Source organism: Streptomyces sp. NPDC060064 (assembly GCF_042736455.1).
In the GTDB taxonomy this organism is placed as follows: domain Bacteria; phylum Actinomycetota; class Actinomycetes; order Streptomycetales; family Streptomycetaceae; genus Streptomyces.
The window spans coordinates 65,027-76,915 of record NZ_JBHWWF010000015.1 but is presented as its reverse complement, the minus strand read 5'-3'; the positions used below and the strand labels follow the sequence as shown (position 1 = coordinate 76,915).

The window sequence follows — 11,889 nt, the reverse complement described above, 5'->3', positions numbered from 1 at the left end:
CGGGGGGGTTGGGGGGGCACTGCTGTTCTTCGCCCGCTACTTTAAAACTTTTTTTTGGGTGTTTTTTTCCCTGTGTTTTTCGGGGGGGTGGGCCCCCCCGCGGGGGGGGGCCCCCACACCGCTTTTCTGGCTTAACGTCCGGATATGAGCAACCCCGTGCCGCCGCGTCAGACCCCGGACAAGCCGTGGCGCTCCGAGGGCGCGCCGCCGTCCTCTCCGCCCAGGAAGAAGATGCCCGGCGGCTGGGGCGGACTGATTCTCACCGCGCTCGCCGTCTATGTGATCGCCAACCTGCTGCTGTCCTTCTTCGGCAACGGCGGCGAGCCGACCATCCCGTACACGGAGTTCAGCAAGCAGGTCGCGGCCGGGAACGTCTCGAAGATCTACGCCAAGGGCGACTCGATCCAGGGGCAGCTCAAGAAGGAGTCGCCGATTCCCGACGGCAAGGGTGAGTACACGAAGTTCAGAACCCAACGGCCGGCCTTCGCCGACGACAAGCTCTGGGAACAGCTGAGCAAGCACAAGGTCACCGTGACGGCGGAGCCGGTCCTCGCGCAGCGCAGCTTTCTGGCCAATCTGCTGTTCTCGCTCGTGCCGATGGCGCTGCTGATCCTGCTGTGGGTGTTCACCGCCCGTCGGATGGGCGCGGTGATGGGCGGCGGCGTGTTCGGACGCAGGGGCCCGCCCAAGCCGGTCGAGGTCGAGCCGGGCAAGCGCACGACCTTCGACGACGTCGCCGGGATCGACGAGGTGAAGGGCGAGCTCAATGACGTCGTCGACTTCCTCAAGAACCCGGAGGCGTACCGGCGGATGGGCGCGAGGATGCCGAGCGGGGTGCTGCTGGCAGGGCCGCCAGGGACCGGTAAGACGCTGCTCGCGCGGGCGGTGGCGGGCGAGGCCGGGGTGCCGTTCTTTTCGGCGTCGGCGTCGGAGTTCGTCGAGATGATCGTCGGCGTCGGCGCGAGCCGGGTCCGCGAACTCTTCGCCGAGGCGCGCAAGGTGGCGCCCGCGATCATCTTCATCGACGAGATCGACACGATCGGGCGCGTGCGCGGGGTCGGCGCGGGTCTGGGCGGGCACGACGAGCGCGAGCAGACGCTCAACCAGATCCTCACCGAGATGGACGGCTTCACCGGCTCCGAGGGCGTGGTCGTCCTGGCCGCGACCAACCGGGCCGATATCCTCGACCCCGCCCTGACCCGGCCCGGCCGCTTCGACCGGATCGTCCAGGTCTCGCCGCCCGACCGCGCCGGCCGCGAGGCCATCCTCAAGATCCACACCCTGCGGATGCCACTGGCCAAGGACGTCGACCTTGATGAGATCGCGGGTGCGACACCGGGGATGACGGGCGCGGATCTGGCCAACCTGGTCAACGAGGCGGCACTTCTCGCGGTCAAGCGCAAGCAGCCGGAGGTCACCCAGGCCGATCTCTGGGCCGCCCTGGAGAAGGTCCAGCTCGGCGCGGAGCGCCCACTGGTCATGCCGGAGGAGGACCGTCGGCGCACCGCTTACCACGAGAGCGGCCACGCGCTCCTCGGCATGCTCCAACCGGGCGCGGACCCTGTCCGCAAGGTCACCATCGTGCCGCGCGGCCGGGCGCTGGGCGTCACGCTCTCCACCCCCGACGCGGACAGGTACGCGTACACCGAGGAGTATCTGCGCGGTCGCATCGTGGGTGCGCTGGGCGGCATGGCGGCCGAGCACGTGGTCTTCGATGTGATCACGACGGGCTCGGAGAGCGACCTGGAGCAGGTCACCCAGTTGGCCCGGGGCATGGTCGGGCGCTGGGGCATGAGCGAGCGGGTGGGCAGACTGACCGCGATCCCGGCCGACATCCAGCAGCCGTACGGACTGAGCGCGGCACCCGCGACGCTGGACACGGTGGACCACGAGATGCGCCGCATCGTCGATGAGTGCTACGAGAGCGCGTGCCGCCAACTCCGCGAACACCGCGGCAAACTGGACGCGCTGGCAGGGGCGCTGCTGGAGAGCGAAGCCCTGGACGAGGACGCGGCGTACCGCGCGGCGGGCATCCCGCGCGTCAACAAGGAGACGTAACGCTTCGGGCGCGCTCCGGGTCGGTCTCCTGCGACGCGCGGTGGGTAAGCGCCCACGGGCGACGGCTCCGGGGTGGGTCCGGCGGTGGTGGCGGTGGGCTGTTGCCGGGTGAGTCGCGGGGGCGGCGGCTGGGTTGGGTGCACGGGCGAGGGGCGGTGGCCTCGCCCGCGGTGCCTGCGGGCGGCGGCTGGGGTGGGGTGCCGTGGTCTGGGGTGGGGTCCGGTGGTGGCGGTGGGCTGTTGCCGGGTGAGTCGCGGGGGCGGCGGCTGGGTTGGGTGCACGGGCGAGGGGCGGTGGCCTCGCCCGCGGTGCCTGCGGACAGCGGCTGGGGTGGGGTGCCGTGGTCCGGTGGTGGCTGCGGTTGGCTTTTCCGGGCGAGTGCCTGCGGGTAGCCGGCTCGGGGTGCGGGGCTCGGGTCCGGTTGCGGCGACGCAGGGGCGGGCCGCGGCCGGGTGAATGCCTGGGGAGCGCCTTCGGCAGGGTGCCCGCCCTACGGGTCGGCTGCCGCCGCGCAGCGGGCGGCGGCGCGAAGCTGCCGCCTCCGGGGCCCGGGGCTTGCCCCGGTTGCGGGAAGGGGCGGGTAGGGGAATGGCCCCGCGCAGCGGCCCCGCACCCGCACCCGCCTCCACCTCAGGGGCGCACCGCACCCGCCTCCACCTCAGGGCGCACCCGCACCCCGCCTCCACCTCAAGGCGTACGCGCGATCAGATACCGGAATACATTCGGCATCCAGACCGTCCCGTCCCGCCTCCGGTACGGATGCAGCGCCTCCGTGATCTCCTTGTCCACCTGCGCCTGGTCCGTCGCCCGTACCGCCGCCGCATACAGCCCCGTCGACAGCAGCCCCCGCACCGCGCTCTCCATGTCCGCATAGCCGAACGGGCAGGCCACCCGCCCCGAGCCGTCCGGCTTCAGGCCCGCCTGCGACGCGACGTCCTCCAGGTCGTCCCGCAGCGCCGGACGCCAGCCGCCCGCCGACCGCATACGGTCGGTCAGCCGGCCGGCCACCCGGAGCACTCCCGACGTGGCGCAGCGTTCCGGCGGGCCCCAGCCGGTGAGTACGACCGCGCTGCCGTGCTCCGACCGCTCGACCGCCGCCTCCAGCGCCGGCCCGAGCCCCTCGGAGTCGCCCGCCGCACAGCCGATCGGGTGAAACGCGGTGATCATGTTGTACAGCGGCCGGCGCACGCCGGCCGCTGTAGACGCGAGGTTGTCCAGCAGCTCGGCACCCCGCGTCCGGCCGTCACCGTCCCGGGCCTCCCGCCCACCCTGAGCCTCCGGAGCCATCCGTTCCCGTGCCAGCGCGAGCCGCTCGCGGTCCGCGTCGACCCCGGTCACGCCCGCACCGCGCGACGCGGCGATCAGCAGGGCGAGGCCGGAGCCGCAGTCGAGGCCGAGCAGCCGCGTCCAGGAGCCGACCTCCAGGCGCTCGTACACCGCCTCGTAGAGCGGCACGAGCATCCGTTCCTGGATCTCGGCCCAGTCCCGAGCACGCGCACACGCCTCCGCCGGAGACGGAGCCGCCGATGCCGCGTGGGGTCGGTGCTGGACGAGCGTTGGTGTCATCGAAGCGCCCCAATCCGCCAAGAGGTCAGCCGAGCCCTGAAGGACAGCCCCCCGTGTGCGTACGCCTGCGCTCCCCCCGTATGCCAGAGAACTGCGCATGCGTCCCCAAGTCCAGGGGGCGTATGGCAATGCTTGTGTGCCCCGCGCGTGCGCCCCCGGGTAGCTGGCCGATTCACGTCTCGCACCCGCGTCGCCGTACGATGCGCGCCATGGCAAAGGCACCCGTTCTCACGCCCCAGGCGGAAGATTTCCCACGCTGGTACCAGGACCTGATCAACAAGGCCGAACTGGCGGACAACGGCCCGGTGCGCGGCACCATGGTCATCCGACCGTACGGATACGGCCTGTGGGAGCGGATGCAGCAGGAGATGGACGCCCGCATCAAGGACGCGGGTGCCCAGAACGCCTACTTCCCGCTCTTCATCCCTCAGTCTTACCTGACAAGGGAAGCTGAGCATGTCGAGGGCTTCGCGCCCGAGCTCGCGGTCGTCACGCACGGTGGCGGAAAGGAGCTCGACGAGCCCGTCGTCGTGCGCCCCACCTCCGAGACGATCATCAACGAGTACTTCTCGAAGTGGATCCAGAGCTACCGCGATCTGCCGCTGCTGATCAACCAGTGGGCCAATGTGGTCCGTTGGGAGATGCGTCCGCGCGTCTTCCTCCGTACGACGGAGTTCCTCTGGCAGGAGGGCCACACCGCCCACGCCACCTACGAGGACGCCCGCGACTTTGCCGCATACATCCACCGGGACGTGTACGCGGACTTCATGATCAACGTCCTCGGCATCGATGTGGTGCTCGGCCGCAAGACGCCCAAGGAGCGCTTCGCCGGAGCCATCAACACCCTCACGCTCGAAGGCATGATGGGCGACGGCAAGGCCCTGCAGATGGGTACGAGCCACGAGCTCGGCACCAACTTCTCCAAGGCGTTCAACACCACGTATCTGTCGAAGGACGGCAAGCAGGAGCTGGCCTGGCAGACCTCCTGGGGCACTTCCACCCGGATGGTCGGCGGCCTGATCATGTCGCACGGCGACGACAACGGACTGCGCGTCCCGCCGCGTCTGGCGGCCGTCCAGGTCGTCGTCATGGCCATCAAGGGCGACGAAGCGGTCGCCAAGGTCCGCGAGCTCGGCGACCGGCTGAAGGCCGCGGGCCTGCGCGTCCAGGTCGACGACCGCACCGACACGCCCTTCGGCCGCCGCGCGGTCGACTGGGAGCTCAAGGGCGTTCCGGTACGGATCGAGATCGGCCCGCGCGATCTGGAGGCAGGCACCGCGATGCTGGCCCGTCGCATTCCGGGCGGCAAGGAGCCGGTACGGATCGAGGCGCTGGCCGAGTTGCTGCCGAGGGTTCTCGAGGAGGACCAGGCGCAGTTGCTGAAGGAATCGCGCGACCGTCGCGAGTCTCGTACGACTGATGTGACAACGATCGAGGAGGCCGCCGAGGCCGCGGTCGCCGGCGGCTGGGCCCGTATCCCGTGGTCGACGCTGGGCCACGAGGGGGAGGCCAAGCTCGCCGAGCAGGCCGTGTCCGTGCGGTGTCTGGTCGCCGAGGACGGGTCGGTGCCCGACGCCGACGACGCCCCGGGTACTGTCGCGATCGTGGCCCGCGCCTACTGACGCGCAGGCGCCCCTCGGAGCAACTGACGCCCCGGCGCGCGGACTTCATCTACGCGCTGGGGCGTACGCGCCGCTACGTACCACCTTGATGCGAGCTGCGAAGCTTCTCCGCAGATCAGCGCACCCGCCCTCGTCAGGGCGCATCAATGGCAACTGACGGGTACGTGCAAATTATTTGGGATGCCCCGGAATGGAACCCGCGAGCGTTCCGGCTCGTTATCACGACGTGAGCACGACACCACCTGTTCTCGCCGCAGAGCTGGCACAGGCGTGGGCCGATATTCAGCGGCACCACCCCGAGCTGCCGGATCTTGCCGCGCCCGAGTCCCTGATCGGAGAGTCCTCGTCCGCCTGCGGCGCCGAGCTCTCCTTCGAGCGACTGCTTCACGAGGCAGTCCACGGCATCGCCGCCGCCAGAGGTGTCCGCGACACCTCACGCGCCGGCCGCTACCACAACCGCCGATTCCTGGCGATCGCCGAGGAGATGGGCCTGGACCATGTTGATGAGCCGCATCCCAGCAGCGGTTTCTCGCTGGTCGCGCTCAATCCCGAGGCGAAGCGGCGGTACCGCCCCACCATCGAGAGACTTCAGCGCGCCCTCAAGGCGCACACGGTGGCCACGGCCGCCGACACCAAGCGCAGCTTCCGCGGGCCCGCTGCCCGCCACGGCTCCTCCGGCGGCGGGGTGCGCGTCAAGGCTGTCTGCGACTGCGGCCGCAATGTCCGGGTCGTACCCTCGGTCCTCGCCCAGGCGCCGATCGTCTGCGGTGGCTGCGGCAAGCCCTTCCGTATCCCGGAGGTAGTGGGCGCGGCGAGCTGACCGCGTCCGCCGGCCGGGATCGCGAGCCGCCGACGGGGGTGGTGCGACGCAGGCGGGGCGAGAGCGCACCGCAGGTGTGTGGCACAATGGCTAGCTGTACTCGACAGCCGCACAGGAACCCTCTCGCCTCCGGCTGACGCGTCCATCGGGCACCCGAGTACCGCAACCCCACGTGGCATCTCGTTGTGCCCAACCACGTCAAGACCAGGAGACACCACTCCAGTGGCAGTCAAGATCAAGCTGAAGCGTCTGGGCAAGATCCGTTCGCCTCACTACCGCATCGTCGTCGCCGACTCCCGTACCCGCCGTGACGGCCGGGCCATCGAGGAGATCGGTCTGTACCACCCGGTGCAGAACCCCTCGCGCATTGAGGTCAACTCGGAGCGTGCGCAGTACTGGCTGTCCGTCGGCGCCCAGCCGACCGAGCCGGTCCTCGCGATCCTGAAGCTCACCGGTGACTGGCAGAAGCACAAGGGCCTGCCGGCCCCGGCGCCGCTGCTGGTCGCGGAGCCGAAGGACAAGCGCGCCGCGTTCGAGGCCTTCAGCAAGGCCCTCGAGGGCGACGAGCCGAAGGGTGAGGCGATCACCCCGAAGGCGAAGAAGGCTGACAAGAAGGCAGACGCGGCCGAGGCTGCGTCCACCGAGTCGACCGAGGCCTGAGCATGCTCGAGGAGGCTCTCGAGCACCTCGTGAAGGGCATCGTCGACAACCCGGACGATGTGCAAGTGGCCTCGCGCAATCTGCGCCGTGGTCGCGTGCTCGAGGTCCGGGTACACCCCGACGATCTCGGTAAGGTGATCGGCCGTAACGGCCGCACCGCACGCGCCCTGCGCACCGTCGTGGGCGCCATCGGCGGCCGTGGCATCCGCGTCGACCTTGTCGACGTGGACCAGGTTCGCTGACATACGCAACACCGGCACGGGCCGGGGAGGGCCTTCGGTCCTTCCCGGCTCGTGGCTGTTTCCGGGCCCATGGCTGTTTGCGACCATGAGCCCACGACCGCAATCATCAATCGAGGAACCACGACGGTGGGAACCCGGCCCGCGAGAGCGGCGGCGGTTCAGCCGCAAAGGAGTGCAGTGCAGCTGGTAGTCGCGCGGATCGGCCGCGCCCACGGGATCAAGGGCGAGGTCACCGTCGAGGTGCGTACGGACGAGCCGGAGCTGCGGCTCGGGCCCGGAGCCGTACTGGCCACCGACCCGGCCTCCGTCGGACCGCTGACCATCGAGACCGGCCGGGTGCACAGCGGCCGGCTGCTGTTGCGCTTCGAGGGCGTACGGGACCGCAATGCCGCCGAAGCCCTGCGCAACACCCTGCTCATCGCCGAGGTGGACCCGGAGGAGCTCCCGGAGGACCCCGAGGAGTTCTACGACCACCAGCTGATGGACCTCGACGTGGTCCTCGTGGACGGCACCGAAATCGGCCGGATCACCGAGATCAGCCATCTGCCCTCGCAGGACCTGTTCATCGTCGAACGGCCGGACGGCAGCGAGCTGATGATCCCCTTCGTCGAGCCGATCGTGACCGAGATCGACCTCGAGAAGCAGCGCGCCGTCATCAGCCCGCCGCCGGGGCTGATCGACGAGAGCGAGGCCGAGATCGCTTCGTCGAGGGACGCGTCGGAGGACGACGCCTGATGCGGCTCGACGTCGTCACGATCTTCCCCGAGTACCTGGAACCGCTGAACGTCTCGCTCGTCGGCAAGGCACGCGCGCGTGGTCAGCTCGATGTCCATGTGCACGATCTGCGCGAGTGGACGTACGACCGGCACAACACCGTCGACGACACCCCCTACGGCGGCGGCCCCGGCATGGTGATGAAGACCGAGCCCTGGGGCGACTCCCTCGACGAGGTGCTGGCGAGCGGCTACGAGGCCGGCGCGCACGGCCCCGTCCTGGTCGTCCCCACCCCCAGCGGCCGCCCCTTCACCCAGGAGCTCGCCGTCGAGCTCTCCGAGCGGCCTTGGCTGATTTTCACCCCCGCCCGCTACGAAGGCATCGACCGCCGGGTCATGGACGAGTACGCGACCCGGATGCCGGTCCACGAGGTGTCCATCGGCGACTACGTCCTGGCCGGCGGCGAGGCGGCCGTACTGGTGATCACGGAGGCAGTGGCCCGGCTGCTGCCCGGTGTCCTCGGCAATGCCGAGTCGCACCGGGACGACTCCTTCGCACCCGGCGCGATGGCCAATCTGCTGGAGGGACCCGTCTACACCAAGCCGCCCGAGTGGCGCGGGCGCGCGATTCCGGACGTGCTGGTCAGCGGGCACCACGGCAAGATCGCGCGGTGGCGACGGGACGAGGCGTTCCGTCGCACAGCCCTCAACAGGCCCGATCTGATCGAGCGTTGCGACCCGGCTGCCTTCGACAAGAAGGACCGGGAGATCCTCTCCATCCTGGGCTGGTCACCGGAGCCCGGCGGCCGATTTTGGCGCAGGCCCGAGGCCGTGGAAGAATAGGCCGCTGCTGTACGTCCAGTCGGCGCCCCTGCCACAGGGGGAACGACGCCCGCTCGACGCGAACAGCACCCTGACTCTCATCTCGATCATTCCGCTGATGACCTGTGGCATCGGCGAGGAAGCAGACCAACATGGCTCACCTGCTCGACAACGTCAACGCCGCTTCGCTGCGCAGCGACGTCCCCGCCTTCCGTCCCGGCGACACCGTGAACGTCCACGTGCGCGTCATCGAGGGCAACCGCTCGCGTATCCAGCAGTTCAAGGGCGTTGTCATCCGCCGCCAGGGCTCGGGCGTCAGCGAGACCTTCACGGTCCGCAAGGTCTCCTTCTCCGTCGGCGTCGAGCGCACCTTCCCGGTGCACAGCCCGATCTTCGAGAAGATCGAGCTCGTCACCCGCGGTGACGTCCGTCGCGCCAAGCTCTACTACCTGCGCGAACTGCGCGGCAAGGCTGCCAAGATCAAGGAGAAGCGCGACAACTGAGCTCCGGCTCACACTTCGCGCTCAGCTTGGGAGCAACCCAGTCACAGGGCGGCCGGATAGGCTCTGGGCCGATGGACACCGAAGCGAAGCACACGGAGCGCGACCGCTCTTCCGCCCCCGAAGCCGGGGGAGAGGGAGAGGGGTCGCGCTTCGCGCGTTCCGCGCGCCGCTCCGGGCGGCGTTCCTCGCGGTCATCCGGAGGGCTGGGCAAACGCCTCTCCGGGCTGTCCTGGCGTACTTCGGGGCTGCTCGGCGTCGCGTGCACGGTGCTCGTGCTGCTGTTCAGTCATTTCGTGCTGCAGCCCTTCCAGATCCCCAGCCGCTCCATGGAGCCCACCCTGCAGGTCGGTGACCGGGTGCTGGTGAACAAGCTGGCGTACCGTTTTGGTTCCCAGCCCGAGCGGGGAGACGTCGTCGTCTTCGACGGCACGGGATCCTTCGTACAAGAGGGCGTGAAAGAAAATCCGGTCAGCACGCTGACGCGCGGGGCGCTCGCGGCGCTGGGGCTGGCCGAGCCGGCCGAGACCGACTTCGTGAAGCGCGTGGTGGGTGTGGGTGGTGACCGTGTGGTCTGCTGCGACAAAGGGGGCAGGGTCGAGGTGAACGGCGTACCGGTCGACGAGAGATATCTGCACCCCGATGACGTGCCTTCGGAGGTTTCCTTCGACATTGTCGTCCCCAAGGGCACGCTGTGGGTCATGGGAGACCACCGGAGCAACTCCCGCGACTCCCGCGACCATCTCGGCGAGCCGGGCGGTGGCATGGTGCCCGTCGACAAGGTGATCGGGCGGGCGGACTGGATCGGCTGGCCGGTCGGCCGCTGGACCTCGCTGGAGCCGGCCGGGGCCTTCTCCCGCGTACCGGATCCGGGTCGAATGCCGGGCGGAGCCCATGGGTAGCCGCGGGCGGAGTGCGAGCCACCGGGCCGACACCCGGCTGCCCACCGGGACACGGCCCACGGACGGCGCCAGGCCGCTGCCCGGCCGCGCGGAGCGGCGCAGGCTGGCACAGAAGGTGAAGCGCAAGCGCCGCCGGTCGGCCGTGAAGGAAATACCCCTTCTGATCACCGTGGCGCTGATGATCGCCCTGGTCCTGAAGACATTTCTGGTGCAGGCCTTCGTGATCCCGTCGGGCTCGATGGAGCAGACGATCCGGATCCAGGACCGCGTGCTGGTGGACAAGCTCACGCCGTGGTTCGGCTCGAAGCCGCAGCGCGGCGATGTCGTCGTCTTCAAGGACCCTGGCGGCTGGCTGCCGCCGAATGAGCAGCAGAAGGAAGACCCGATCGGCGTCAAGCAGGTCAAGCAGGGGCTGACCTTCATCGGCCTGCTGCCTTCGGACGACGAGCAGGACCTGATCAAGCGGGTGGTCGCGGTCGGCGGGGACACCGTCAAGTGCTGCGACAAGGACGGTCGGATCACCGTCAACGGCGTACCGCTCATCGAGCCGTATCTGAACCCCGGCAACGTTCCCTCGACGATCAAGTTCGAGGTCCAGGTGCCGGCCGGGCGGATATTCGTGATGGGTGACCACCGGTCCAATTCGGCCGACTCGCGCTTCCACCTCGACGAGAAGGACCGCGGCACGGTTTCGGAGGGCGAGGTCGTCGGCCGCGCGGTCGTCATCGGCTGGCCCATCGGCCACTGGCGGAAGCTGGAGGAGCCGGAGACGTACACATCTGTGCCGAACGCGCGCGCCGGGGCGACTTCGGCACTCCGTGGGTCGAATAGTGTGTCCCCTCAGGATCTGAACGGAATGATCCTGCTCCCGAGCCCTGCGGAACTCCCGCTCGTTATGGGAGTGGTGGGCCTGTTCCGACTTCGGGGCAGGCGGTTCGCACGGAGTGAGGAGTGGATGTGGGGGATGTGGCGGTCGGCGCACGATCCGGACACGACGAGCCCGAGGAGAGGCCCGGGAAGCTCGACGAGTCAACCCCGGCCGTGACACACGATTCGGCCGGGACACCGGGGACCGCCGGGGCGACGGGTGCTGAGGGCGCCGAGAGGGCTGATGACGCCGAGATGGCTGAGGGCGGACCGTCGGTGGGCAGTGGTACGGGACAGAAGAAGCAGCGATCCTTCTGGAAGGAACTGCCGCTCCTGATCGGTATCGCGCTGCTTCTCGCGCTCCTGATCAAAACGTTCCTGGTGCAGGCGTTCTCGATCCCCTCGGACTCGATGCAGAACACCCTGCAGCGGGGCGACCGGGTGCTGGTGGACAAGCTCACCCCGTGGTTCGGCTCGGAGCCCGAGCGCGGCGAGGTCGTGGTCTTCCACGATCCGGGCGGCTGGCTGGACGGTGAACCCACCCCCAACCCGAACGCCGTGCAGAAATTCCTCAGCTTCATCGGCCTGATGCCGTCGGCCGAGGAGAAGGACCTGATCAAGCGGACGATCGCGGTTGCCGGTGACACGGTGGAGTGCAAGAAGGGCGGCCCGGTCAAGGTCAACGGGAAGGCTCTGGTCGAGCCGTACATCTTCCCCGGTGACACTCCCTGTGACGACCAGCCCTTCGGCCCGTTCAAGGTGCCCAAGGACCGGATCTGGGTGATGGGCGACCACCGCCAGAACTCTCAGGACTCCCGGTACCACATGGCAGATGCGCGCGGCGGCTTCGTCCCGGTCGACAAGGTCGTCGGGCGCGCTGTCGTGGTCGCCTGGCCGATCAACCGCTGGGCCACCCTGTCGGTGCCGGACACCTTCGACCAGCCCGGAATCAACGCCGCTGCGGCTGTTCTGCCTGCGGCTCCTGCGGCGATGGGCCTCGCGGGAGCGCTGCCGATCGTGCTCTGGCGCAGGAGGAGGCTGACCGGCGGGCGTACCGCCGGGTAGGGTGCCGTCCCAGATCGCCGATCCCCGAGGTTGACTCGACTCTCGGGGACCG

Annotated in this window: 11 protein-coding genes and 1 pseudogene; 11 read left to right on the top strand and 1 reads right to left on the bottom strand. The window is 69.4% G+C overall.

Annotation, left to right across the window (positions count from 1 at the left end):
• The first annotated feature begins 144 nt into the window (after window positions 1–144).
• Window positions 145–2,058 carry an ATP-dependent zinc metalloprotease FtsH gene (gene ftsH / locus ACFWDI_RS19365; protein WP_385305453.1) on the top strand — a complete coding sequence of 638 codons (1,914 nt, stop codon included), beginning with the start codon at window positions 145–147 and terminating at the stop codon, window positions 2,056–2,058.
• A 687-nt stretch (window positions 2,059–2,745) separates the two neighbouring features.
• On the opposite strand, the gene ACFWDI_RS19360 is transcribed toward ftsH, so the two are convergent.
• The gene (locus tag ACFWDI_RS19360) at window positions 2,746–3,624 is read right to left on the bottom strand and encodes an SAM-dependent methyltransferase (RefSeq protein ID WP_385305451.1); all 879 of its coding nucleotides are present in this window, start codon (window positions 3,622–3,624) and stop codon (window positions 2,746–2,748) included.
• Window positions 3,625–3,833: 209 nt separating this feature from the next.
• Between ACFWDI_RS19360 and proS the strand changes: the two genes are divergently transcribed.
• The 10 genes and pseudogenes from proS (at window position 3,834) to lepB (ACFWDI_RS19310) (ending at window position 11,837) form a co-directional block, all read left to right on the top strand.
• Window positions 3,834–5,246 (top strand): proline--tRNA ligase, encoded by a 1,413-nt coding sequence (proS, locus tag ACFWDI_RS19355; protein WP_385305449.1) that lies wholly within the window; start codon window positions 3,834–3,836, stop codon window positions 5,244–5,246.
• 226 nt (window positions 5,247–5,472) lie between these two features.
• Window positions 5,473–6,066 (top strand): hypothetical protein, encoded by a 594-nt coding sequence (locus ACFWDI_RS19350; protein ID WP_327326342.1) that lies wholly within the window; start codon window positions 5,473–5,475, stop codon window positions 6,064–6,066.
• A gap of 222 nt (window positions 6,067–6,288) precedes the next feature.
• Entirely contained in the window at window positions 6,289–6,726 is a 438-nt protein-coding gene (gene rpsP, locus ACFWDI_RS19345) for a 30S ribosomal protein S16 (RefSeq protein ID WP_327326343.1), read from the top strand.
• Window positions 6,727–6,728: 2 nt separating this feature from the next.
• The gene (locus tag ACFWDI_RS19340; RefSeq protein ID WP_005311361.1) at window positions 6,729–6,968 is read left to right on the top strand and encodes an RNA-binding protein; all 240 of its coding nucleotides are present in this window, start codon (window positions 6,729–6,731) and stop codon (window positions 6,966–6,968) included.
• A 177-nt stretch (window positions 6,969–7,145) separates the two neighbouring features.
• Entirely contained in the window at window positions 7,146–7,703 is a 558-nt protein-coding gene (rimM, locus tag ACFWDI_RS19335) for a ribosome maturation factor RimM (protein ID WP_385305446.1), read from the top strand.
• Complete coding sequence (gene trmD / locus ACFWDI_RS19330; protein WP_327326345.1) at window positions 7,703–8,524, top strand: tRNA (guanosine(37)-N1)-methyltransferase TrmD; 822 nt, start codon at window positions 7,703–7,705, stop codon at window positions 8,522–8,524. The genes rimM and trmD overlap by 1 nt, the downstream gene beginning before the upstream one ends.
• 131 nt (window positions 8,525–8,655) lie before the next feature.
• Window positions 8,656–9,006, top strand: a complete 351-nt coding sequence (rplS, locus tag ACFWDI_RS19325; RefSeq protein WP_327326346.1) for a 50S ribosomal protein L19 — start codon at window positions 8,656–8,658, stop codon at window positions 9,004–9,006.
• Window positions 9,007–9,077: 71 nt separating this feature from the next.
• A complete protein-coding gene (gene lepB / locus ACFWDI_RS19320) occupies window positions 9,078–9,905 on the top strand; it encodes a signal peptidase I (protein ID WP_385305444.1) in 828 nt (275 codons plus the stop codon).
• Window positions 9,898–10,948: pseudogene (lepB, locus tag ACFWDI_RS19315) on the top strand (signal peptidase I); the annotation flags it as partial. The gene lepB (ACFWDI_RS19320) and the pseudogene lepB (ACFWDI_RS19315), both read left to right, overlap by 8 nt.
• Entirely contained in the window at window positions 10,872–11,837 is a 966-nt protein-coding gene (gene lepB / locus ACFWDI_RS19310) for a signal peptidase I (protein ID WP_385305588.1), read from the top strand. The pseudogene lepB (ACFWDI_RS19315) and the gene lepB (ACFWDI_RS19310), both read left to right, overlap by 77 nt.
• Window positions 11,838–11,889 lie beyond the last annotated feature (52 nt).

Bases quoted from the DNA above. Each gene is read 5' to 3' on its own strand.
- proS (WP_385305449.1), top strand. From the start codon at position 3,834: ATGGCAAAGGCACCCGTTCTCACGCCCCAGGCGGAAGATTTCCCACGC.
- trmD (WP_327326345.1), top strand. From the start codon at position 7,703: ATGCGGCTCGACGTCGTCACGATCTTCCCCGAGTACCTGGAACCGCTG.
- ACFWDI_RS19360 (WP_385305451.1), bottom strand. From the start codon at position 3,624: ATGACACCAACGCTCGTCCAGCACCGACCCCACGCGGCATCGGCGGCT.
- lepB (WP_385305444.1), top strand. From the start codon at position 9,078: ATGGACACCGAAGCGAAGCACACGGAGCGCGACCGCTCTTCCGCCCCC.
- ftsH (WP_385305453.1), top strand. From the start codon at position 145: ATGAGCAACCCCGTGCCGCCGCGTCAGACCCCGGACAAGCCGTGGCGC.
- ACFWDI_RS19340 (WP_005311361.1), top strand. From the start codon at position 6,729: ATGCTCGAGGAGGCTCTCGAGCACCTCGTGAAGGGCATCGTCGACAAC.
- rplS (WP_327326346.1), top strand. From the start codon at position 8,656: ATGGCTCACCTGCTCGACAACGTCAACGCCGCTTCGCTGCGCAGCGAC.